We start from the raw sequence: 23439 nt of genomic DNA, 5'->3' as shown, positions 1-23439 counted from the left end.
GAAACCTCTTAGCGCTGATGGTAGTGTGGGATTACCCATGTGAGAGTAAGTCATCGCCAGCTCATTATTCCAAAATCCCCCTCCGCATTAGCAGAGGGGGATTTTTTTATGCGTGGGATTTTAGAAATAAGTCTTTTATTTCTGATTCTGATTTCTATATGCATTCACTTCCTATCGAGCTCCACGAACTTATTAATTTAAGTGTATAGAAGTATTTATCTGAAATCTTATTAAAGTCTTCTTAGAAGGATGATTCACGTTAATATGACTAGTGTTATCCGATCGATATAGTTTGATCTAAAAGATTTTACAGTCCTATCTTATAAATCTTAAAAAATAAAAAACCAGCGAATCGCTGGTTTTTTACTGCTGGCTATTTTATCCAAACACACGCATTACGGCTGCAATTAATACCCAAAGAATGGCAATCGCTACGATTGGTTCAACAATCTTTGCCCATTTTGGGGTGTCGACAAAAATCACTTCTTCGATATCTTGATGCTGCTGATTCTGGCTTACCATTTGATTAAACTCCTTCATTGATGCTTCCAATGATAGCTCTTCTTGCACAATTGGTTTAGAGCCTTTGAGTTCTGTTAGCTTGTTTGTTATCCAAACCCAATCATCTGCTTGACCAGACAAATGTTCAATTTGACCGGTCAGCAATTCCTGGATGCTATGAATATTATGGTTGCCGGTATCATGTAGTTGTTTTAATTCGATAAGCTGTAAATGAAAAATTTCTGAAGTACTCTGTTCAAGCTGAGCTCGATCCAAAGTAGATTGATTTTCCGGACTGGTAGCCAGATGACGCACGATTTCTAGTATATATAATTCATCAGGATGATTGATTTCATTATAAATTTTTTGTGGGTTATGACGCCATTCAGTAATAAGTTTACCTAAAGTTAAGGCATTGATTTCTGATATATATTTTCGTCTTTCTTCTTTTGTATAGTCTTTTAGAAGCTCAGGCTTTTGAGTCTCTATCTGTTCAACAAAATATTGTACTAAATCAAAAGCCATTCACTTGCTCCATTATTTTTAATCTAATAGTCTTAAAGTCGGTTTTTTCTTTGGTTGTTCAGTTTGTTCTTCAGTGCTTGATTTTAAAGCATCTTCATCATTTTGTGTATGCTCATATTCACTTGGATCAAAGAATAAACCTTGACCATTTTCACGTGCATAAATACCGAGTACTGCTGCCATAGGAACATAAATATCACGAGAAACGCCACCAAAGCGAGCCGAGAAGCTAATGGCATCATTGCTCATATGCAGCGCATGTACGGCATGTGGCACAATATTCAGGACAATCTGTCCGTCTTTAATAAACTGCTCAGGAACCATGGTATTTGGGCGTGTGGCATCCACCAGCAGGTAAGGCGTCATATTGTTATCACAAACCCACTCATAGATTGCACGTGCCATATAGGGACGGGTAGGGCTAAGGTTGAATTCTTGTTCGGACATGAGGTTTCTCTACGGGTGCTTGAGTTGCGCTGAATAACGGTTCTTTTCCTGTAATGTCATGGATTTTACAAAGGCAGGACGACTGAAAATTCGTTGGCAATATAAATAAAACGGACGGCATTGCTGCTGTGGTAATTCTACGCCCATCTGTTTCAGACGGATAAAAATTGGTGCCAGCATACAATCCAGGATACTAAATTGTTCAGACATAAAATAGGGAAAATGCTGGAATAGTGGCATCAGTGAAATCAGAATATCCTGTAACTGCTTTTGTGCCTGAGTTCTGGCTTTCTTATCCAGCGTATCAGGATGGCATAACATGAGATCAGCCAGCTTTAACCAGTCATTTTCAAAGCGCCAGATGTATTGTCGTTGCTCTGCGCGTGGTATTGGGGCATCGGCATACAGTTTATTCTGGCGATAACGATCATCTACATATTCTGAGATAATTGAAGTATTAAATAATTTAAGTTCATTTTCGATCAGCATCGGCAATTGATTATAAGGATTGAGACTGGCCAGATCCTCATCATCGGCATCCACCAAAATCAGGTTATATTTAATCTGTTTTTCGGTAAGCACATAGCGAATCCAATGGGAACGAAAGTCATCGGCATGACTATAGAGAGTGATTCCTTGAAGAGGCGCGCTTTCGACTGACATAAATCCTGATGAGCTTCTAATGAATAGACTAGGATACTAAAATTCAACCTAAAAAGCACCAAGCATCAAAGATCAATCGGCTTGAGCCGAGGTAGATTATAAGAAAAACAACTGGAGGAAAATAAGATGCTGATCAAGCTTCCTGTCATTTTGCTGTTTATCTGTATTGGGATCGCAAATTATTATTTGATGAAGTCATTCTGGTGTCACGAAGGGGTATGGGGTAAGGATGTACATGAACAATAACAAGAAAAAAGTTCTAAATGACCCACTAACCGCCATAAAAAAACCCTGGAAAATCCAGGGTTTTTTGTCCGATTCGGTAAACGAATTAACGTTTAGAGAACTGAGGACGTTTACGAGCTTTACGTAAACCAAGTTTCTTACGTTCAACTTCACGAGCATCACGAGTAACGAAACCAGCTTGACGAAGAGCAGGTTTTAAAGTTTCGTCAGAAGCGATCAATGCACGAGTAATACCGTGACGGATAGCGCCTGCTTGACCACCAATACCACCACCAGCAACAGTGATGTAAAGGTCATATTTGTCAGTAGCTTCAAGAAGCTCAAGTGGTTGGTTAACAACCATACGAGCAGTTTCACGACCGAAATACTGTTCAAGAGTACGGTTGTTAATTACGAGTTTACCAGTACCAGCTGATAGGAAAACACGTGCAGTTGCGGTCTTACGGCGACCTGTACCATAATTAGTAGCCATGTGCTGTTATCCCTTAGATGTCCAAAACTTGTGGCTGTTGAGCAGCGTGTGGATGCTCAGTACCTGCATACACTTTCATTTTCTTGATCATTGCATAACCAAGAGGACCTTTAGGTAACATACCTTTAACAGCTTTTTCTAGAACTGCTTCTGGTTTGTGAGCGATTAACTTTTCAAAGTTAGTCTCACGGATACCACCAGGGAAACCAGTGTGGCGATAGTATTTCTTATCTTGTGACTTTTTACCAGTCACAGTGATTTCTTCAGCATTGATAACAACGATGTAGTCGCCAGTGTCAACGTGAGGAGTATAAGAAGTTTTATGCTTACCGCGTAAACGACGAGCGATTTCAGTCGCAAGGCGACCTAAAGTTTTGCCAGAAGCATCAACAACGTACCAGTCGTGTTGAACTTCAGCTGGCTTAGCGCTGAGAGTTTTCATTAAACCACTACCTATTATAGTTGGTTTGGACTATGGAATCTGTCCAAACTAAAGGAGACGCGATTCTAAACGAATACGTGAAGAATCACAAATGAAAATTAAAATTTCAAGCGCTGTATTTTATCTAATCTCCCTGGTGAAAGAAAGACCTAAGCCTTTATATGCTACAAAAACTGCAAATATATTTGTAACCATAGTTTCAAAGGTATCAAAATATTGATTTATAAGTACTCTTTGCAATGATTACTACAGCGTAGGCGTGATCGGGTTATAATATTTCTCAGCTTTGCCAAATTGAGAAGATGATGCTGCCTTTATATGTCACCAGTGGGGAACCTGCCGGAATTGGTCCTGATATTTGCCTGAGTCTTGCAGATCGTGTTGATGAGCGCCCAATTGTGGTATTGGCGGATATTCATATGCTCGAGCAACGTGCTCAGATACTCAAATTATCGGTTGAGCTGATTGAATATCAAGGACAGGAGTCATCTTCAGGCATCGGTCAGCTATTTGTAGAGCATGTTCCCGTGCAGCAAGACGTCGTATTGGGTGAGCTGAATCTGAACAATGCGGCTTATGTACTGGAGCAACTGCGTCGATCCGCAGACTATGCCATGTCAGGAAAAAGTGTCGGCGTCGCGACTGCGCCTGTACAAAAGTCCGTGATAAATGAAGCGGGCATTTCTTTTAGTGGTCATACCGAGTATTACCAGGAATTTGCTGGTGTTCCACGTGTAGTCATGATGCTGGCCACCAAAACTTTACGCGTGGCCTTGGCCACTACCCATCTTCCGCTTCGTGCCGTGGCAGATGCGATTACGCCTGAACGCTTGCATCAGGTGATTGATATTCTGATTCACGACCTGAAATCCAAATTCAAGATTGAACAGCCGAATATACTGGTTTGCGGTTTAAATCCGCATGCCGGGGAGGGCGGTTATTTGGGGATGGAAGAAATTGAAGTGATCAATCCGGTACTCGAAAGCTATCGTGCCCAAGGTATCAACATGAGTTTAAGCCTACCTGCTGATACTTTATTTACTCCAGAAAACCTAAAAGATGCTGATGCTGTTCTGGCGATGTATCACGATCAGGGCTTACCTGTGTTAAAATCACAGGGCTTTGGTGAAGCCATTAATATTACCCTCGGCTTACCGTTTATTCGAACTTCTGTTGATCATGGCACAGCACTCTCCCTTGCGGGGACGGGACTTGCGAAAAGTTCCAGCCTGCACGTTGCTGTCGATTTAGCCCTCGATCTGGCGCGCCACTGATTATTGTTCATCACTCACGTTGGAAATGTTTTTATGTATCAAATTAATGCCTTAAACCCAAAAGATGAAGGGCATCAGGCTCGAAAAAGATTTGGTCAAAACTTTTTACATGACCAGCGTGTCATTGCCAAAATTGTACGCTCAGTCAATCCGCGTCCAGGTCAGAACATTCTAGAAATTGGCCCGGGTCTGGCCGCTTTGACTTCACCTTTAATTGGTGAATGTGATGCCTTAACCGTACTTGAGCTGGATCGTGATCTGGCTGCTGGCCTGCCGGGTCGTGTGCCGCATCCTGAACGTTTAACCATTATTGAAGCCGATGCATTGAGATATGATTATTCTCAATTGTTCCAGGAAGATCGTCCATTACGTGTCGTCGGTAACTTGCCCTATAATATTTCAACGCCACTGTTATTCCATCTCTTGGAATTTGGTGACAAAGTGCAAGACATGCATTTCATGCTGCAAAAAGAAGTGGTAGACCGCATTACCGCATCACCCAATACCAAAGAATATGGCCGTCTGTCGGTGATGATTCAATATTTCTGTAAACCGACTTTCTTGTTCGAAGTGCCACCTGGATCTTTTAATCCGCCTCCAAAAGTAACTTCTGCGGTATTCCGTTTAGAGCCTTATAAAGTTAAACCGATTGTGGCGAAGAATGAAAAAGCGCTGGCACGTCTGGTATCTCATGTCTTTACCCAGCGTCGTAAAACCTTGCGTAACAGCTTGAAGGGTATGTTGGTCGAAGAGGGTTTTGAAAAAGCGGGTGTTGACCCGATGGCACGTCCAGAAACCCTGACCCTTGAACAGTTTGTTGCACTTTCAGATCAAATGGTGGCATAAATTACGATGAACCGCACTGCTCGATATAATTATGTGATTGGGGATGTTCAAGGCTGTTTTGAGGCTTTGAAAGCTTTACTCAAAGAAATCCAGTTTGATGCAGAACGAGATTTTATCTGGTTTGCTGGAGATTTAGTTGCACGTGGTGAAAACTCAATTGCAGCATTGCGGTTTATCAAAAAGCTGGCTGAGCAAGGTGCGGCTGCGGCGGTCTTGGGAAATCATGATTTGACTTTGCTGGCTTATGCCCGCGGCATCAAACCGGTGAAAGAAAAAGACAATGTTCGTGATGTGATTGATGCGATCGACAGTGATGACTTGATTGACTGGCTGCGCAAACAGCCAATGTGTCTATTTCCAAATGAGCAGACTATCCTGACGCATGCTGGGATTCCGAATATCTGGAGTGCAGAAAAAACTGCTCAATTGGCACAAGAAGTCGAAGCGATCATTGCTCATGATGACTTCGAGGTGCTGGATGATTTTCTGAAAGAAATGTTCGGGAAAGAACCCGCACTTTGGTCGGATCAGCTACAAGGCCATGAACGTATTCGCTGTATCGTGAACTACCTCACCCGAATGCGTTTAACTGACGCTGAGGGACGTCTGGAATACAGCTTTAAAGATGCGCTGGATGATCCGATGCCGGAAGGTTTTAAACCTTGGTTTGAGTTTGAATCACAGGCTGCGAAAAGTCATCAGATCCTGTTTGGTCACTGGGCCGCCTTGAATGGTAAAACCATTTCGAACAAGATTCAGAATGTAGATGGCGGTTGTGTCTGGGGTAATCAACTGATGGCATTCCGCCTAGAAGATCAGCAGATGTTTGCAGTGGATAATCCGGCGATGTAAGCACATTCCATAAAAAAGCCACGTGATTACGTGGCTTTTTAGTTTTAAAATTTAGTCTGCTCGAATCCAGGTCTGGTTACGGCCTAGAACTGAAACGCCAATACTGGCACGTAAGGTTAAACGTTTACCCGTATTGTTTAAACGCATTTTTGCATCATAAATTTTACCTGCCAATGGGTCGATAATACGACCTTTGTCATAATTCTTGGTGCCTTCAACCAGTTTTAGGCCTTTTAAAATGGTCATGCCTAAAATAGGCTGATTGGTATAAGGTGCAGGGCAGTTATTGCATTTTTCACGTGGATTATAGTCTGGGCGAGGCGTGATTTTTACAATTTTGCCTGAATAGGTATTATTTGCTTCTTTGCTAATGACGATAATCGCTTTAGCCGCCCCCGTTTTATCATCAATTTGTTGCCAGGTCCCGGTGATATCGTCTGCCCACAAATTCGTCATACATCCTGCTGTAAGCGCGGCAAGTAATATTTTTTTAAACATAGAGAGTCATTCCAAAGAATTTTTATCATCGCCCGCTCATGTTAGAAATCTTACTAAAATAGTCAACACTTATCTGAATACTATAGAGTTGATACACTAAAAAAAGCTGCCAATTTGGCAGCTTTTTTGAATAATGAGAATTAGGTATTAATCTTGGCGAATCCAGGTCTGGCTACGGCCTAAAGCGGACACACCCACATAACCACGCAAGGTTAAACGTTTACCATTGGCATTTAGACGCACTCGAGCGTCATAAACTTTACCTGCCAATGGATCAATCACTTTACCTTTTTCATAATTGTTGGTGCCTTCCACATGTTTTAAACCAGTCAATACATCCATGCCCATGATCGGCTGATTGGTATAAGGCGCGGGACATTTATTGCAGGTCTTTTGTGGAGTATAGCCTGGACGTGGAGTCACTTTAATAATTTTTCCGGCAAAAGTCCCATTATCATTTTGACGAATTTCAATAATCGCTTTTGGTGAGCCGGTTTTATCATCAATTTGCTGCCAGATGCCCGTCAGATCCTGTGCATAAGCAGTCCCAGTCATCAGTGCAGCGATGAACATTAATCCTAATTTAGTTTGTTTCATTATATTTATGCCTTTTTTATAGATGAATAAAATATCCCCAACACAGAAGTGCTGTTTTTATTAATCCTGGCGAATCCAGGTTTGTGTGCGACCAATTGCAGAGATCCCGATATATCCACGTAAAGTCAGTCGTTTCCCATTGGCAGAAATCCGCCCTTTTAAATCATAAATTTTGCCGGTGAGTGGATCGAGTACCCGGCCATGTGCATAGTTATTTTTGTTGGTGGGTTTCAGTCCTTTAATAACGTCTAATCCCAAAATCGGTTTATCGGTGTAAGGTGGTGGACATTTGACACATTTTTCCCGTGGTGTATAACCTGGGCGAGGTGTGACTTTAGTAATCGTTCCGGTATACGAGCCATCAGCCTGAGTTTTCATTTCAATCAATGCTTTAGGTGAACCAGTTTTATCATCAATCTGTTGCCAAAGACCAGATAACTCCTGAGCAAAGGCCATAGAGCCTGTGAATAAAGAAGCTGAAAAAACAGTTAAAATTGCGATTTTATACATGCGATATCCTTATCCTTATTTTTTTATGAACATTCACCTAATTCCATGTGGTGAACGATGATGCAAACTACGTTAATACACTTTCATAATCTATATTGCATGAAAAAAGCATATGTTTAATATTCATACAACTTAATGCATTAAAATGCAAGCTTCTATCTACTAAAGCATAACTCCATCACATTTTTTTAATTAAGCAGGAATTAATCCTGCTTAATCCAGGTTTGACTACGGCCAAGCGCTGATACCCCGATATAACCACGTAGAATAAGACGTTTCCCATTGGCACTTAATTTTGCCTTGGTGTTATAAAGATTCCCTGATAATGGATCAAGCAGCTTGCCTTGAGCAAAACTGTTATTGCCGACGTGCTTTAAGCCAGTGAGCACATCCAGACCGAGAATAGGTTTATTGGTATAAGGTGCAGGACAGGACACACAGTTTTCTTTCGGGGTATATCCAGGACGCGGGGTGATTTTTGTGATCTTGGCAGCATAGACGCCGGAAGCCGTCTCACGAATTTCGAGGAATGCTTTAGGTGAACCAGTTTTGTCGTCAATATTTCTCCATGTCCCTGAAAGGTCAGAGGCCAAAGCCAGATGGCTGAAAGAGGCTAAAAGTAAAGTTGAAAAGAATTGAACCTTTTTCATATATCTGTTCCTAGGTGAGATTAGTGTTCTTACTCTATAGTAAGAACGATTACCCTATAAAACAAATGAATAATTTGATTCACTAGTCACATTTTTTGCAAATAAAGTATAAAAGTTGGCAACCAGATCGCGGTAAAGACCGCATTTACCGCCATGCCAAAAGCAGCATAACGACCTGCAACACTGCCGCGCTGCCAGGCCTGAGCTGTACCAATAGCATGCGCGGCCAGTCCTAAAGCCAGTCCGGAAGCGCGCTCATCATTGATATGTCTCAGAATAAATGGAGAAAAAGCTGCACCAATCACACCAGAAAGAATCACGATCAAAATGACCATGCTGATGGGTGCATCCAGCAGGGTGGCAATATTAATCGCAATTGGAGTAGTCACGGCACGGGTAGCAAACGCCATAATGTCTGCAGAGGACATATGCAGCAGATAAGCCAGTCCCATCGGCAAGGCGACAGCACTGATACTGGCAAAAACCAAAATGCCGATAATGGCTTTGAGCGGCAAGTCATCGTAGCGCATCGCGGCCAGAGGGATAGCCAGGGCGACGGTCACATAGCCGAGTAAATGGTTGAAAAGCGGATTAACTTCATCCATGTAATTTTCATAGGGAATGCCCAGCACAAATAAAATCACCAGTACAAAGAACATGCTGAACACGATGACGGGAATTTGCGGTATGAACCGGTTACAGGGTTTGGCAATCAGATAGGCGCTGAGCGTAACCGCAAAGCCATACAAAATAGATAACATGCGGAACTCCTATAACCAGCGCTTGGCCATTTTGGCGTAAATCCATAAAGGAATCAGGGTGCTGAAAAACATGATGAACAGAAAGGCCGGAATTTTCTGGCCCATATGTACCAGCATCATCAGTGCACCTGCACTGACAGGCAGGAAAGCAAAGGCACTTTCCTTCATCAGTTTGTTATTGGTATCTACGAGGCGGGCGGGGAGTTTGCCGAAGTAGCGCCAGGTAAACAGCGCAATTAAAAGGCTCAATAACCCGACCAGATTGCCTAATTCAGGATGATTCAGTTGGGTCATTAACCAGACCGAAGCTTCCCGAAAGACAATAATCAGTAACAGGGTGCCAATCCATGCTGGCCAATCTATTCGTTTTATCCAGTTCATTGCTATGATCATTAATATTAATAAGTTTACTTATCAAGTTTTACTCGATCTTTGACTGGATTTCAAACGCTTCCAGTGGACGCTGAAATTGCTGCGCCTGTTTGCCTAGAATTTCATCTACAGGTAAATGCGCCTGTTTAATCAACTGTTCCAGTTTTTGTGGGGCAATTCGAATATGCAGATGTAGCTGACCTTCATCATCATAATGTTCAGACTGGATCACATTCAAACTATAGAGCTGGTTACGCAGCTTGCCATAAGCGGGTTTCAGGATTAAATCGAAGGACTGTAGTTGCCCCATCAAGGACTCATGTACCGCTTTACGCAGCAGGTCGATACCTTCGCCACTATGTGCCGAAACATAGACCCGTTCCGGTTCACCTGGACGTCGATAAATAATTTTGGCTTCTTCACCGCTACAGTCAATTTTGTTATAAACCTGCAGGATCGGAACATCGGCACCAATTTCTTTCAGCACTTTTTCTACAGCTTCAATCTGCTCCAGCATTTCTGGGCTGCTTGAATCAATGACATGCAGTAACAGCGTGGCTTCTACGGTTTCCTCCAAAGTTGCTTTAAAGGATTCAACCAGCGAATGGGAAAGGTTACGGACAAAACCTACCGTATCGGCCAGTACCAGATTGCCAATCCCATCCCATTCCAGACGCCGTAAAGTAGGGTCCAAAGTGGCAAACAGCTGATCGGCTGCATAGACATCGCTGTTGGCGAGTAAGTTAAACAGGGTCGACTTGCCTGCATTGGTATAGCCGACTAAAGATACTGTTGGAACAGCCGCTTTTTGACGGGCTACACGACCTTGCATCCGGGTTTGGCGGACTTTATCAATGCGTGCCTTGAGCTGTCCCATACGGATACGCAGCAAGCGGCGGTCAGTTTCCAGCAGGGTTTCACCGGGACCACGTAAACCGATCCCGCCTTTCTGACTGTCGAGATTGCCACGACTACGAATTAAACGTGAAGATAAATGTTGTAGCTGTGCCAGTTCGACTTGCAGCTTACCTTCATAGGTACGGGCACGCTGGGCAAAAATATCCAGAATCAGTTCAGTACGATCGACCACGCGGCATTTGATCACCTGTTCCAGATTTCGGGCTTGGGCTGGGGTCAGGGCATGGTCAAAAATGACCAGATTGGCATCCAGTTCTTCAACACGCTCAGCGATTTCTTCTGCCTTGCCGGAGCCGATAAAAAATTTGGCATCGGGTTTCACCCGCTGAGCATAAATATGTTCCAGAATTTCAGCATCTGCAGACTGGGCCAGTAAACGAAACTCTTCAGCATCAAGGTCATCCAGCATTTGTACGCTGACACTCACCAGAATGACGCGCTCTTTCCCTCGATGTTGTTGTAAATATTCCACTCAGGCCAATCTCCACTTGAAAACTTTAGTGTAGTTGAAAAAGGGCTGAGCAGATACCGAATTAGCGCGGCTTTGGTTTAAAGTGCGCTGATAAACAGTTGTGCAAGTGTTACCAGTACCACGGCATAGATGAAGGTGCCGCCCAAAATATATTTGAGCACTTGTAAAGGCGGAGGTGTGTCGTTCGCGGGCTGGGTTTGATCTGGCATGGCTACGATCCTTTTCAATCTAATATTTCGATAGTTTTATTTTGAATGATTTTTTAATCCAATTAAAATTGAAGATATAGATGCTATTGGTCGATTTTTATTATCAATGCAAGTTGCGAATGAACAGTATAGAATGAGTTTAATTCGTGGATATTCCCTGTATCTCGCTTAGGATTTAATGACGTTTTTATGAACTCAACTGTACAAAACCAGACTCCAGATATCGAAGGCTTGGCCAAGTTTTTTCTGTATAGCCGGAAAATTACCGCCTCATTGGCCACCATCAGTGAGGGGTTCTATTTGGTTTTTCGTCATGGCTTATATAAAAATCCGAATAACCCGACCAATACTCGCTATGTGCAACATTTTTGCCGCCAGTTATGCAAAGTATTCAATATCGAAGTGCGGGTACATGGCGAGATTCCGCGTGAACCCGCCTTATGGGTCAGTAACCATGTGTCCTGGCTCGATATTGCAGTTCTGGGTTCAGGGGCACGCGTATTTTTTCTGGCGAAAGCAGAAATTGAGAACTGGCCAATTCTAGGCAAATTGGCCAAGGGTGGTGGCACCTTATTTATTAAACGTGGTTCAGGAGATTCCGTCAGGATTCGTGAACAAATTACCGGTTTCCTGAAACAGAATATTCCGGTGCTGTTCTTTCCTGAAGCGACGACTTCTGATGGGCGAGCCATCAAAAAAGTGCACGGCCGGATTTTAGGCGCCGCGATTGAAGCGCAGCGTCCTGTACAAATCTGTCTGATTTGTTATGTGAATCAGCAGGGTGAACTGGATATGGTTGCGCCGTTTGTCAATGACATCAGTTTTGCTGCCCATGTCAAAAAAGTACTGGAAATGCCGCAAGTCATTGCACATTTAGTGGCTTTACCTGCAATTGCCACGGAAGGGCATACGGTTGAAAGCCTTACCCGTGTGGTCCAAGAAAAAATGCAGACTGGCCTAGTTGAACTTCAGTCACGGGTATTAAAAAAGCCTCAATAAGAGGCTTTTTTATGGTTTTTGTTCAAAGAATCAAACTTACATAAAGCCTTCAATAGGCAGCCACGACACCAGTTTAAGTCCAGCTTTCTGATACCATTTCATTTTTGGTTCTTTGGTAAACGTTTGAACGTCACCATTGGCTTTCTTGATTTTCCAGTTAATGTTCTGATTCGCATCCAGCACCAGTTTATACGCATATTTGCTTAAATTTTTGTCCATGGTGTCGTGTACTGCACGTGCCAAAGACGGACTGTTCAGCAACACGCCAATTTCAGTATTCAAATAGGCTGAACGCGGATCAAAGTTAAAAGAACCAATAAACACCTGTTTTTGATCCAGTGCCATCAGTTTGGCATGCAGGCTGGAACGGCTCAGTCCTTTCAGGCTGACTTTAGCTTTTTTCGAAATTTCCTCAGTATTGGCATTTAGGTGATTAGCTTCTGGCGCTGCCAAGAACTCATACAGCTGCACCCCATTTTCCAATAGATCCTGACGATATTTGGCATAAAAGGCATGCACCACGGCAACGTCGTTGGCCTTAAAAGAGTTGGTCAGGACGCGAACCTTGATATTCTCATTCGCCAGTTTCTTTAAACGGTCTGCACCAATTTTTTCCGGGACAAAATAGGCAGAGACAATATCGACACTTTGTTCAGGTTTTTCCAGGCGCTGTAATAACTGGAAATTCAGGTGTTCTTCGGTTTTGGCCTTGGCTTTGATTTTGCTCGGTGGATCTTTGACCACTTCAGCTTCCACCCAATCCAGCTGAATGTTTTGTTCCAGCCATTGGTCAAAGGCTCTGGAACGATTGGCCAGATCCAGATAATTTTGAGTCGCTGGATCCTGACTATGGGTTTCTAGCTGTTCTTTTAAACTTGGAAAACGTAAGCCATGATGCCGTGGATTCACAACCTCTTGCACCGGATAGGCATAATCATCATTCCAGTATTCATCGAAGGAATGAATGATTTCATCCGATGCCGCACCGACCAGCATCACATCGACATCAGAGAACTGATAGCTTTCACTGACATTATAATACTGGTTGCTCATATTGCGGCCGCCAATCAAGGCAATCTGGTTATCGGCAATAAAACTTTTATTGTGCATGCGGCGGTTAATGCGCTTTAAATCCAGCACCATGTCCATGGCGCGGTATTTACGAAAGCGATAGGGATTATACAGTTTGACATCGATATTCTGATGCTGGTTTAAGGCCAGATAAATCCCTTCCATTTTCTTGGCATTATTGTCATCCATCAACAGGCGCACTTTTACGCCACGATCCGCTGCCTGAATAATCGCATGCAGGGCGAGGGCACCGATTCGGTCATTATCCCAAATGTAATATTGCAGATCCAGACTGCGTTCCGCTTTATTAATCAGCTGAATCCGCGCAGCCAGTGCTTCAAGCGGATCATACAGCACGCGATAACCGGTCAACCCGATGTTCTGATCACGTAAAGGTTCAACAATTTGTGCCAGGCTGGTTCGCGATGTATCCGTTTCAAATGCCATCTGGCTTGGCTGTTCGGTTTGCTTGGGTAAGGTGCTACACGCAGGCAGACCCAGTACCAGGCTACAGCTCAGTAAAATGCCGGCTTTATAGCGATGAGTGCGTATAAAACTTGAGGATTGAAGATGAACTTGATCGCGGGGAGCAGTGGCCATATAAGTCGAAGAATGAAAAATTAGAATTGAGTATAATTGCCAGCTATGAAAAGATAAATATAAAGCCAGTAATCTGCTGCTCGACTGAATAAGGCCAATTTATGTGGGATTCGAATTCCGTACTGTTTTATTTTTATCTAGGAATGGCGATTTTAGCCATCTGGGCTGTGGCTCAGGCATGGTCGAGCCAATCACGTACCGAAACCATTCATCCCTTTAAAGCTTTTGGTCATTTGCTGGCGTTTTATCTTGCCTATTTATTAATCCCTTTGGTTTTCTTCAGTATTTATGCTGGATGGACAGGGTATTATTCTCTGCATGAAGCCATTTTTGTATTTTTGCTCAGTGGGGTTTTGACTTATGCACGCTTTATCGAGCCGCATTTAATTCAAGTGAAAACGACACAATATCAGATCAATGCAGATAAACGTTTAAAGCAGCCGGTGAAAATCGCCCTGATTGCAGATTTGCATATCGGTCTGTTTTCGGGTCATGAGCGTCAGTTGCGACAAATTGTACACAAATTAAATCATATTCAACCTGATTTGGTGGTGGTTGCTGGCGACTGGACTTACGAGCCAGAAAATAAACTGGCACAGGAATTGGCAGTTTTAAAAGAGATTCACGCTCCGGTCTATTCAGTCAATGGCAATCATGACGAACAATATCCCGGACCGCCGATTCGGGAACTGTTGCACTATGCACTACAAGTCAATCAGGTCATGGATATTGAAGGTCAAATTGTCGAATTTGATGAATTCCGACTTTTGGGCGTGGGTGATCTCTGGGCTGGAAAAGCCGACATGCGCAGTTTGCCAGACTTGCCTCAGGACAAGCCTTGGGTCATTCTTTCGCATAACCCGGATACGGTCGATATGATTCCGAAACTGCCGACACGTCCTTTAATGCTGTCCGGGCATACCCATGGCGGACAGGTGGAGCTGCCTTGGCTGACCGATTACGTCATGAAAAAGGTTTCAATTTTGGGACATAAAAAGGGCATGTACCGTCATGAACATGCAGATGTGTTCGTGACTGTCGGTACCGGTTTGGTCGGTGTACCTTTCCGTTTCCGGGTGCCGCCTACCATTGATATTATTGAACTGATTTAAATTCAGCCGGCATTCTGTACCGCGTTAACTGATGATCCAGACCAGAATCAGCAAGACCACTGCGACGGCCGCCATCATCCAGATTTTCTTTTCAATTTTTCGGGTTGGCACATTTTCACGTAATTGTTGCGCAGTGATTTCAGCTTCTGTGGATGTGCTCAAACTAGGATGGGTGGGGATTTCCAGTGGCGGTGTCACCAGGTCGATATCACCGGCATCATCACTAAAGCGTGGACCGGTACTTTCATGCTTCATGACCACATCATGTTCCCGCACAATTTCATCAATCACTTGCAGCGCCTGAGCTTCGTCCAAGGGTGTATTCTCGGTGATATAGCGAACAGCTTCTAATTTTTTATCATCTTCCAGCAAAATAATGATATTGACCAACTGCTCCTGCGAGAGGTATTCAATAAGATCCTGCATGGCCTTGCCTCATTTTTTTAAATTGAGTTCATTGGATTGTTGAGCAAATTTAACGAGATAAGTAGCCGAGTTTTGTTGTGAAATGATAAAAAAAGCCAGCATCAAGTGCTGGCTTTTGAATCAATCTAAAATCTTAGATCTGATTGTTTACATCATCATTCTTGGTTTCACGAATCAGTAAAAACGCGACAAGCGACAGGATAGATGCTGCGGTCAGGTAATAACCGACTGCAGACAGACCATAGGCCGTTGCCAGCTTGGTTGCGATTAGCGGTGCAAATGATGCGCCGAAAATACCTGCCAAGTTAAAGGTTAATGCAGAACCTGTATAACGTACTGAAGTCGGGAAGATTTCAGACAATACAGTACCGATTGGCCCATAAGTTAAGCCCATAATCGCCAGACCAATACACAAGAACAGGAACACCACCAAGGTGCTGCCAGATTCAAGCATATCTGCAAAGAAGATACCGAAGATCGCAGAAATGACACATACCGCAATGGAAGTAGTCTTACGGCCAAATTTCTCTGCCAATACTGCTGAAAGCGGGATGAATGCAGCAAAACACAGGGTTGCAACTAACTGCAATTGCAGGAATTCTTCACGGGAATAACCGAGTTGTTTGGTTCCCCATTGCAATGCAAATACCGTAGTAAGGTAGAACACAACAAATGTACAGATTGCAGCAATCGTACCCAGAACCAGCATACGAGAGTGCTTTTTGAACACTTGAACAAAAGGAACATTTACTTCTTTTTGTTTATCCAGCACTTTCTGGAAAGCAGGCGTTTCATGCAGTTTTAAACGGATCCATAAACCGACAATTACCAACAAGGCACTTGAGATAAACGGAATACGCCAGCCCCAAGCCATAAAGTCAGCTTCAGACATGAAAGCGCCAAGCGTCAGGAAAGAACCTGTTGCCAGAATAAAGCCGATCGGAGCACCCAGTTGCGGGAACATGCCATACCAGGCACGTTTGCCTTCCGGGGCATTTTCAGTTGCAAGAAGTACCGCACCTGACCATTCACCACCCAGACCCAAGCCCTGACCTAAACGGCACAGTGCAAGTAACAGTGGCGCAGCAATTCCGATTTGCGCATAAGTTGGCAATAGACCAATCGCAACGGTTGAAATCCCCATAGTCAGCAAAGCAGCGACCAAGGTGGCTTTTCGTCCGATCCGGTCACCTAAATGACCAAATAATGCTGCACCAATCGGACGGGCAATAAAGGCAATGGCAAAAGTCGCAAGAGACTGAATGGTTGCGGTCATCGGATCTGTACTGGTAGGGAAGAACAGATACGGAAAAATAATGACAGCAGCGGTGGCATAAATATAAAAATCGAAGAATTCGATTGTGGTGCCTACCAAGCTCGCTGTTAAAACGCGAAATTTTGAATTTTGTGCTGGCTGAGCAGCAGAATTAGACGACGCCATGGAAAACCTTACACTTACTAAAAATAAAAAAACTTAGTTTTAAAAGCGTAATCTTTTTAAAAAAGGCGTAATTTTTTAAAAAAACAACTGCAATCTTCTCGCTTCAACTCGCTCAGGGTCACTGAAATGAAAAAGGAGATGATTAAATCACGTAAAGATAGATAGACAGAAAATGTGATCCTGCGCCTATCAATACAAATATGTGCCAGATAGCGTGGGTATATCTTACTCTTTTTAAAGCGTAAAACAATGCACCCACGGTATAAGCGAGTCCACCAATGATGAGAAAGGTTAAAGATTGAGCACTTAAATATTGCTGCATATCATCAATCACCAGCAGCGCCAGCCAGCCCATGGCCAGATAAGCCGCCAAAGAAAGTTTCTGAAAACGATGAATGAAAACGAACTTGAAAAGTGTACCAAGAAGAGCAATCACCCAGAGAGCAATCAATAAATACTGGGCTTTGGCAGTCGGAATGGCAATCGACAGGAAAGGGGTATAGGTTCCGGCGATTAAATAATAAATCGCAGTATGATCGATTTTTTTATAAAAATAACGGCGGTCTGCTGCAGTGGCCATGTGGTAAAGCATTGAAGCAGAAAACAGCAGAATCATGCTCAGTGCATAAACCCACAGTCCAATCCATTGTCCAGTACTGAGGTAAGACCCTTTAATAATCAAAAGAATACCGGCAATAATAGATAGTCCGGCACCTACACCATGACTAATATAGTTAATCCGTTCCTCATTTTGATCATAATCTGGAACCAATGGAGCATTCTGCATGATTGTCATTCTTCTTCAAATATACACTTGTATAGTAATTCAATTTTGCTTTTAGGTTAAGAAGATTTAAACTTGATGCGCAATTCATTTCAGGTTTTATCTATGTCAACGTTGGCAACTCTCTCAGATCAGGAACAGCAATTCTTGGACACCTTTCAGCAAGCTGTTGAAAGGGATCAATTTGATCGCCTGATCTTAAGCCAGTATAAAGGTGAACTGCAGGATTTAGAAAAAATTACCTTGCGAGTCATTACATTAAATGAACAGCGCGTATTGAGCTGCCTGTATCGTTACAAGACGCAGGATGTCACCAAGAATTATCCTTTGGATGAAGCATTATTTCAGGTTACTTCACTACTGGCGTGTTGCAAACAAGCCAATCTGATCACCGTCGATGAAGAATTACAGCTGAAAAAAAACAAGAAAAAAGCCATGTTAACGCGCAGTAAACATAAAGTAGCGATGAATCAGGCGAAGCCTGCTGAACAAGGTCATGACCGGATTAAACAACGTTTTGTCGATCAGGACAGTATCTTTCTCCAGCATCTCGGGATTACCGATCAAAAAGCGCAAATTATTCCGAGCATGGCGCGCAAATGGAAGCAGATTAATAAGTTTGTGGAAATTTTCTCAGGTGCCCTGGCGCAGATTAAGCCACAAGCCGAAGGCCTGCGCGTGGTGGATTTTGGTTCGGGTAAAGGCTATCTGACCTGTGCTTTATATGACTATATGCAAAAACATGGTCAAACGCCGCATGTCACGGGGGTAGAGCTTAATCCGAAAATGGTTGAATTCTGCCAGAATGTCGCGCAGCAATCTGGTTTTGATCAGCTGGACTTTTTCCAGGGGGATGTGCGTACTTATGCGCCAGAACGTCTGGATGTGATGATTGCCTTACATGCCTGTGATGTAGCAACAGATTTTGCGATTCATAGCGGGATTCGCCTGAATGCACAGATGATCATGTGTGCACCGTGTTGTCATAAGGAATTGCGTCCGCAGTTGCAGGCGCCAAAAGTCCTCAGCCCGATGTTACAGTTTGGTATTCATGCCGGACAGCAGGCAGAAATGTTGACCGATACCATTCGTGCTTTACTGCTCAAAGCTTATGGTTATGAAACCAAAGTTTTTGAATTTGTGGCGCTGGAACATACCAGTAAAAATAAAATGATTCTGGCGATAAAACGCAAAGACTATCAACAACCCGATCAGGAAGTTCTGGCACAAATCCAGGCACTAAAAGAGATGTATGGGATCCAGAAACATTCACTGGAATTGTTGCTTAATGATCAATGGGATCAGCAGGGAATTGGTTCTAAATGCTAAATAATCCAGAATTGAAAATAGTGTCCGGCAGCTGGAAGGATTTGGCAACGCCTGCCAAAATGATTCGTGAAGCCGTATTTATTCAAGAACAGCATATAGCAGCTGAAGATGAGTGGGATGCTGAGGATGCGGTTGCTGTACATTTCATTGTTTTTCAGCAGGATCAGGCGATTGCTACAGCACGCTTATTGTCAAATAATAGTATCGGTCGGGTTGCAGTCCTAACAACAGCACGCGGTTTAGGTGTTGGTCAGCGCTTGATGCAGGCCGTGATTGACTATGCGCGTGCAGAGCAGCGTAAGTTGGTAAAGCTGTCTTCGCAAGTGCACGCCATTGGCTTCTATCAAGCGCTGGGATTTGAAGCTCAAGGTTATGAATATCTGGATTGTGGAATTCCGCATATTGATATGTATTTAAAGCTTTAATTTTCAGCCATTCAAATACGAAAAAGCGAGGCATTGACCTCGCTTTTTGATGCATAGACTGAATCTGGATCAGTGGCCATGTGCTGCATTTGAGCTGTGCTCGGCATTATCCATATTGGCATGTTCTTCAGCTGACATATTGTGTTCAGCGGCTGTCGTACCTGGATGGGCCGTATTGGCAGCTTCACGTGCTTCACGATCTGCTTGTGCTTTGGCAATGGCTTCTGGAGACATCGTTGGTGCATTTTTAAAAGCGTGTTGCTGGGTAGTCTGTTTATTTTGCTGGCTTGGCATGTAATCCGGTTCATTACTTATCGCGAGCCAAAAAATAAGCATGAATAATCCACCTAAAATACAGAAGATGATAAGTGCTTTCCAACCCCAAGGAGATTTTTCAGGTGAACTGTGATCAGTCATAGGTTTTACCCACGTGGATACCAAACTTATGTAACTTTATAACATAAATTGATCAAAAAGCAGATCAAAATCTGTCATCACATGACTCTGTTTATTGCTTGAAGTAAATTCAGAGAATAAAAAAGAGGAAACACGTTCCTCTTTTTTATTTAAGTGGCCACACTATTGAATCGGCTGGGCGTGTGCTGCGCGATCTTTGAGGAGTTGTGGGGCTTTGAAGCGTTCGCCATATTTATTTTCAAGTACTTTGGCACGGGTCACGGCTTTGGCTAAACCATACTGATTCAGGAATTGTACTGCACCGCCCGTCCAGGCGGCAAAGCCAATACCAAAAATGGAACCCACATTGGCATCGACTACAGATTCCAAAACACCTTCTTCTAGACAGCGAACCGTATCCAGTGCCTGTACAAACAGGAAGCGGTCAATCATTTCCTGTTCAGAAATATCGTTGTCTTTTTTCCAGTGGCTGAGACCAGACCAGAGCTGCTTTTTGGCATCGGCCGGATAATCATAAAAACCTGCGCCTGCGGCCTTACCTTTACGGTTAAATTCGTGAATCATACTGTGAATCACGTCATCCGCAGGTGATTTAGTGATGGTCTGATCCTGTGCTTCTAAAGCTTTGTATCTTTCATTGGCCACATGTTCAGACAAGGTCAAGGATACTTCATCCTGAATCGCCAACGGGCCTACCGGCATACCGGCTTTGAGAGCTGCCATTTCAATTCGTGCCGGATGTACGCCTTCTGCCAGCAGGCGTAAACCTTCCTGCACAAAGGTGCCAAACACGCGGCTGGTAAAGAAGCCACGGCTGTCATTCACCACAATCGGTAATTTGCCAATCTGCTGCACGAAATCGAAAGCTTTGGCCAGCGTTTCTGGCGAGGTATTTTTACCTTTGATAATTTCCACTAGCTGCATTTTATCGACCGGACTGAAGAAATGCAGGCCGATAAAGTTCTGATCATTTTTTGAAGCTTGGGCTAACTCTGTAATCGGCAGGGTCGAGGTATTCGAAGCCATTACGCCGTTGCTGACAAGATATTGCTCTGCCTCTTGCGTGACTTGAGCCTTGAGCGCGGGATTTTCAAATACCGCTTCAATGATCAGGTCGCAACTCGCTAGATCTGCATTAGATGCGGTTGTTTGAATCAGGCTTAAAAACTGATCTCGTTTCTCGGCTGATAAACGCCCTTGAGCGACTTTTTTATCCAGCAGTTTCTGGCTATAGGCTTTGCCTTTTTCAGCCGCTTCGATTGAAATGTCTTTTAGCACCACTGGAATGCCTTTGCTGGCAGTGGCATAGGCGATCCCAGCACCCATCATGCCCGCACCTAAAATACCGACTTTCGTGGCTTTCCACCTTTCAAGACCTTGAGGGCGACTGGCACCGGATTTGATTGCATTCAGACCATGCCAGAAGGTGCCAATCATATTTTTAGAAATTTGACCGGTCGCCAGATAAGTAAAGTAACGCGATTCAATGGTCAGGGCTGTATCGACATCGACCTGTGCACCTTCTACCGCAGCCGACATGATCGCTTCAGGTGCAGGGTAGCAGCCTTTGGTTTTATCGCGTAGCATCGCCGGAGCAATTGCCAGCATCTGGGCAACTGCTGGTGTCGAAGGGCTACCACCCGGAATTTTATAGCCTTTTACATCGAATGGCTGCTGAGATTTTGGATTGGCTTTGATCCAGGCAATGGCCTTTTTCAACAGTTCATCGGTACTGTCTGCGACCTCATGAATCAGCCCTAAAGATTTAGCTTTATCGACTCCAAACTGTTTGCCTTCCATTAATAAAGGAAGGGCATTTTGCAGACCGAGCAGGCGGATGCTACGGACGATACCACCGCCACCTGGTAATAAACCCAGTGTGACTTCAGGCAGGCCAAATTTGCTTTTAGGGTCATTCAGGGCAATACGATGATGGGCACACAGGGCAATTTCCCAGCCACCGCCGAGCGCCGTACCATTCAGTGCAGCAACGACAGGAATACCGCGAGTTTCGATATAGCGTAGTTTGGCTTTCATCTCTTCAATCATATTGAAGAATTCAGTTGCATGTTCAGGAGTGGCTTGAATCAGTTCATCCAGATCGCCGCCAGCAAAGAAAGTTTTTTTCGCTGAACGGAAAATAATCCCGGCAATATCTTCATCTGCTTGTAACTGGGCAACGACTTCATCCAGTGCCGTGCGAAAGTCGGCATTCATGGTATTTGCAGACTGGTTTGGAGAATCAAACGTTAAAATAACAATATTATCTTCATTTTTTTGATATTGAATTGCGCTCATTATTTTTCTCCTTATACCAGTTCAATAATGGTTGCGATGCCCATACCACCACCCACGCAAAGTGTGGCTAATCCACGTTTTTTCCCCTGGCGTTCCAGCTCATCCAGCAAAGTGCCTAAAATCATGGCTCCAGTCGCACCGAGTGGATGTCCCATGGCAATTGCACCGCCGTTGACATTCACCTTGGTAGGATCAACCTTCATTTCATTGATAAAGCGCATCACCACGGCAGCAAAAGCTTCATTGACTTCAAACAGGTCAATATCATCAATTGTTAAACCGGCTTTCGCCAAGGCCTTACGAGCAGCCGGGGCAGGGCCGGTCAGCATAATGGTCGGATCTGCACCGACCAGTGCCGTCGCCAGTACTTTGGCACGTGGCTTCAGACCTTGTTCTTTTACTGCTTGTTCCGATGCGATCAAAACCACAGCCGCACCATCGACAATGCCTGAAGAATTCCCGGCATGATGCACATGATTGACAGCACTGACTTCAGGATATTTTTGCAGGGCAATTGCATCAAAGCCCATTTGCCCCATAGTGGCGAAACTTGGATTGAGTTTACCTAAGCCTTCAGCGGTCGTTATCGGTTTGATGAATTCATCTTTATCCAGAATCACTACACCGGCTTTATCTTTTACTGGAATAACGGATGCGTTGAAGTAACCATTGGCTTGAGCGGCAGCTGCTTTCTTTTGTGATTGTTCGGCAAACTGGTCTACTTCTGCACGGCTATAACCGTCAATCGTGGCAATTAAATCTGCACCGATGCCTTGCGGAATAAAGTCACAGGCCATATTGGTTTCAGGGTCCAGTGCCCAAGGACCACCGTCTGAACCCATCGGCACGCGGGACATGGATTCGACTCCACCTGCAACAACCAGATCTTCCCAGCCCGAACGGACTTTTTGTGCGGCCAGATTAACCGCTTCCAGACCGGAAGCACAAAAACGGTTAATTTGCACACCTGCTACATCATTGTCCCAGCCGGCAGCGATGGCAGCGGTCTTGGCAATATCGGCACCCTGATCACCAATTGGGGTGACACAACCCAGCACAATATCATCGACTTTTGAGGTGTCCAGTCCGTGACGGTCTTTCAGTTCATTGAGTAAACCAGTCAGTAATGAAATGGGTTTTACTTGATGTAAAGATCCATCTTTTTTGCCTTTTCCGCGTGGCGTACGAATGGCGTCAATAATATATGCCTCGCTCATAGCATGTTCCTTTTATTGATTTAATGAAAATTATTCTAATGATTCGAGTGTAATCCTTAATTTTT

At 43.9% G+C, this 23439-nt stretch carries 27 protein-coding genes; 7 read left to right on the top strand and 20 right to left on the bottom strand.

Annotated features, from left to right (window positions below; genetic code table 11):
* Positions 1-378: 378 nt before the first annotated feature.
* From ACTL4S_RS08770 to rplM, 5 genes are all read right to left on the bottom strand, one after another.
* On the bottom strand, positions 379-1026 hold the full coding sequence (locus ACTL4S_RS08770; protein WP_441299182.1) for a hypothetical protein: 648 nt from the start codon (positions 1024-1026) through the stop codon (positions 379-381).
* An 18-nt stretch (positions 1027-1044) separates the two neighbouring features.
* Positions 1045-1473, bottom strand: a complete 429-nt coding sequence (locus ACTL4S_RS08765) for a ClpXP protease specificity-enhancing factor (protein ID WP_191112653.1) — start codon at positions 1471-1473, stop codon at positions 1045-1047.
* A gap of 9 nt (positions 1474-1482) precedes the next feature.
* The gene (locus tag ACTL4S_RS08760) at positions 1483-2136 is read right to left on the bottom strand and encodes a glutathione S-transferase N-terminal domain-containing protein (protein WP_253113530.1); all 654 of its coding nucleotides are present in this window, start codon (positions 2134-2136) and stop codon (positions 1483-1485) included.
* A gap of 331 nt (positions 2137-2467) precedes the next feature.
* A complete protein-coding gene (rpsI, locus tag ACTL4S_RS08755; RefSeq protein WP_004281681.1) occupies positions 2468-2854 on the bottom strand; it encodes a 30S ribosomal protein S9 in 387 nt (128 codons plus the stop codon).
* A gap of 13 nt (positions 2855-2867) precedes the next feature.
* Positions 2868-3296, bottom strand: a complete 429-nt coding sequence (gene rplM / locus ACTL4S_RS08750) for a 50S ribosomal protein L13 (protein ID WP_004281682.1) — start codon at positions 3294-3296, stop codon at positions 2868-2870.
* Between the two features lie 305 nt (positions 3297-3601).
* On the opposite strand from rplM, the gene pdxA reads away from it, so the two are divergent.
* The 3 genes from pdxA to ACTL4S_RS08735 are packed head-to-tail and all read left to right on the top strand — an operon-like array spanning position 3602 to position 6268.
* Complete coding sequence (pdxA, locus tag ACTL4S_RS08745; RefSeq protein ID WP_004645967.1) at positions 3602-4570, top strand: 4-hydroxythreonine-4-phosphate dehydrogenase PdxA; 969 nt, start codon at positions 3602-3604, stop codon at positions 4568-4570.
* Between the two features lie 33 nt (positions 4571-4603).
* Positions 4604-5416, top strand: a complete 813-nt coding sequence (rsmA, locus tag ACTL4S_RS08740) for a 16S rRNA (adenine(1518)-N(6)/adenine(1519)-N(6))-dimethyltransferase RsmA (protein ID WP_004645966.1) — start codon at positions 4604-4606, stop codon at positions 5414-5416.
* Positions 5417-5422: 6 nt separating this feature from the next.
* Complete coding sequence (locus ACTL4S_RS08735) at positions 5423-6268, top strand: symmetrical bis(5'-nucleosyl)-tetraphosphatase (protein WP_441299181.1); 846 nt, start codon at positions 5423-5425, stop codon at positions 6266-6268.
* A gap of 51 nt (positions 6269-6319) precedes the next feature.
* Here the strand turns inward: ACTL4S_RS08735 and ACTL4S_RS08730 are convergent, their stop codons facing one another.
* The 8 genes from ACTL4S_RS08730 to ACTL4S_RS08695 form a co-directional block, all read right to left on the bottom strand.
* Positions 6320-6766 (bottom strand): DUF2147 domain-containing protein, encoded by a 447-nt coding sequence (locus tag ACTL4S_RS08730; protein ID WP_004281686.1) that lies wholly within the window; start codon positions 6764-6766, stop codon positions 6320-6322.
* Between the two features lie 147 nt (positions 6767-6913).
* On the bottom strand, positions 6914-7363 hold the full coding sequence (locus ACTL4S_RS08725; RefSeq protein WP_004645963.1) for a DUF2147 domain-containing protein: 450 nt from the start codon (positions 7361-7363) through the stop codon (positions 6914-6916).
* Positions 7364-7423: 60 nt separating this feature from the next.
* Positions 7424-7873 carry a DUF2147 domain-containing protein gene (locus tag ACTL4S_RS08720; RefSeq protein ID WP_441299180.1) on the bottom strand — a complete coding sequence of 150 codons (450 nt, stop codon included), beginning with the start codon at positions 7871-7873 and terminating at the stop codon, positions 7424-7426.
* 203 nt (positions 7874-8076) lie between these two features.
* Positions 8077-8523 carry a DUF2147 domain-containing protein gene (locus ACTL4S_RS08715; RefSeq protein WP_005106118.1) on the bottom strand — a complete coding sequence of 149 codons (447 nt, stop codon included), beginning with the start codon at positions 8521-8523 and terminating at the stop codon, positions 8077-8079.
* A gap of 86 nt (positions 8524-8609) precedes the next feature.
* Positions 8610-9284, bottom strand: a complete 675-nt coding sequence (locus tag ACTL4S_RS08710) for an LrgB family protein (protein ID WP_004281690.1) — start codon at positions 9282-9284, stop codon at positions 8610-8612.
* Between the two features lie 9 nt (positions 9285-9293).
* Positions 9294-9665 (bottom strand): hypothetical protein, encoded by a 372-nt coding sequence (locus ACTL4S_RS08705; protein ID WP_004281691.1) that lies wholly within the window; start codon positions 9663-9665, stop codon positions 9294-9296.
* 40 nt (positions 9666-9705) lie between these two features.
* Positions 9706-11046: a ribosome rescue GTPase HflX gene (gene hflX, locus ACTL4S_RS08700; protein ID WP_441299179.1), complete on the bottom strand. Its 1341-nt coding sequence runs from the start codon at positions 11044-11046 to the stop codon at positions 9706-9708.
* Positions 11047-11123: 77 nt separating this feature from the next.
* On the bottom strand, positions 11124-11255 hold the full coding sequence (locus ACTL4S_RS08695) for a hypothetical protein (RefSeq protein ID WP_005104169.1): 132 nt from the start codon (positions 11253-11255) through the stop codon (positions 11124-11126).
* Between the two features lie 189 nt (positions 11256-11444).
* Between ACTL4S_RS08695 and ACTL4S_RS08690 the strand changes: the two genes are divergently transcribed.
* Complete coding sequence (locus tag ACTL4S_RS08690; RefSeq protein ID WP_004645956.1) at positions 11445-12254, top strand: lysophospholipid acyltransferase family protein; 810 nt, start codon at positions 11445-11447, stop codon at positions 12252-12254.
* Between the two features lie 36 nt (positions 12255-12290).
* Here ACTL4S_RS08690 and ACTL4S_RS08685 read toward each other — a convergent pair whose 3' ends face one another.
* Entirely contained in the window at positions 12291-13925 is a 1635-nt protein-coding gene (locus ACTL4S_RS08685) for a phospholipase D family protein (RefSeq protein ID WP_004645955.1), read from the bottom strand.
* 101 nt (positions 13926-14026) lie between these two features.
* On the opposite strand from ACTL4S_RS08685, the gene ACTL4S_RS08680 reads away from it, so the two are divergent.
* Positions 14027-15037: a metallophosphoesterase gene (locus tag ACTL4S_RS08680; RefSeq protein ID WP_253113516.1), complete on the top strand. Its 1011-nt coding sequence runs from the start codon at positions 14027-14029 to the stop codon at positions 15035-15037.
* Positions 15038-15061: 24 nt separating this feature from the next.
* Here the strand turns inward: ACTL4S_RS08680 and ACTL4S_RS08675 are convergent, their stop codons facing one another.
* The 3 genes from ACTL4S_RS08675 to trhA form a co-directional block, all read right to left on the bottom strand.
* Positions 15062-15463 carry a hypothetical protein gene (locus ACTL4S_RS08675; RefSeq protein ID WP_004732173.1) on the bottom strand — a complete coding sequence of 134 codons (402 nt, stop codon included), beginning with the start codon at positions 15461-15463 and terminating at the stop codon, positions 15062-15064.
* Between the two features lie 133 nt (positions 15464-15596).
* The gene (locus tag ACTL4S_RS08670; protein WP_004281697.1) at positions 15597-16904 is read right to left on the bottom strand and encodes an MFS transporter; all 1308 of its coding nucleotides are present in this window, start codon (positions 16902-16904) and stop codon (positions 15597-15599) included.
* A 142-nt stretch (positions 16905-17046) separates the two neighbouring features.
* A complete protein-coding gene (gene trhA / locus ACTL4S_RS08665; protein ID WP_253159474.1) occupies positions 17047-17691 on the bottom strand; it encodes a PAQR family membrane homeostasis protein TrhA in 645 nt (214 codons plus the stop codon).
* Positions 17692-17793: 102 nt separating this feature from the next.
* Between trhA and ACTL4S_RS08660 the strand changes: the two genes are divergently transcribed.
* Positions 17794-19017 carry a class I SAM-dependent methyltransferase gene (locus tag ACTL4S_RS08660; RefSeq protein WP_409655007.1) on the top strand — a complete coding sequence of 408 codons (1224 nt, stop codon included), beginning with the start codon at positions 17794-17796 and terminating at the stop codon, positions 19015-19017.
* On the top strand, positions 19011-19442 hold the full coding sequence (locus ACTL4S_RS08655; protein ID WP_441299178.1) for a GNAT family N-acetyltransferase: 432 nt from the start codon (positions 19011-19013) through the stop codon (positions 19440-19442). Before ACTL4S_RS08660 ends, ACTL4S_RS08655 begins: the two co-directional genes overlap by 7 nt.
* A 69-nt stretch (positions 19443-19511) precedes the next feature.
* On the opposite strand, the gene ACTL4S_RS08650 is transcribed toward ACTL4S_RS08655, so the two are convergent.
* The 3 genes from ACTL4S_RS08650 to ACTL4S_RS08640 all read right to left on the bottom strand — a co-directional run bounded on the left by ACTL4S_RS08650 (position 19512) and on the right by ACTL4S_RS08640 (position 23374).
* A complete protein-coding gene (locus ACTL4S_RS08650; protein WP_005106128.1) occupies positions 19512-19859 on the bottom strand; it encodes a hypothetical protein in 348 nt (115 codons plus the stop codon).
* Between the two features lie 162 nt (positions 19860-20021).
* Positions 20022-22157, bottom strand: a complete 2136-nt coding sequence (locus ACTL4S_RS08645; protein ID WP_441299177.1) for a 3-hydroxyacyl-CoA dehydrogenase NAD-binding domain-containing protein — start codon at positions 22155-22157, stop codon at positions 20022-20024.
* Between the two features lie 11 nt (positions 22158-22168).
* The gene (locus tag ACTL4S_RS08640) at positions 22169-23374 is read right to left on the bottom strand and encodes an acetyl-CoA C-acetyltransferase (RefSeq protein ID WP_409655000.1); all 1206 of its coding nucleotides are present in this window, start codon (positions 23372-23374) and stop codon (positions 22169-22171) included.
* Positions 23375-23439: the final 65 nt, after the last annotated feature.

It is taken from the genome of Acinetobacter lwoffii (assembly GCF_052078135.1).
GTDB classification, from domain to species: Bacteria; Pseudomonadota; Gammaproteobacteria; order Pseudomonadales; family Moraxellaceae; genus Acinetobacter; species Acinetobacter lwoffii_Z.
The sequence above is the reverse complement of the archived record's forward strand: the minus strand, read 5'-3'. Positions and strand labels throughout refer to the sequence as shown.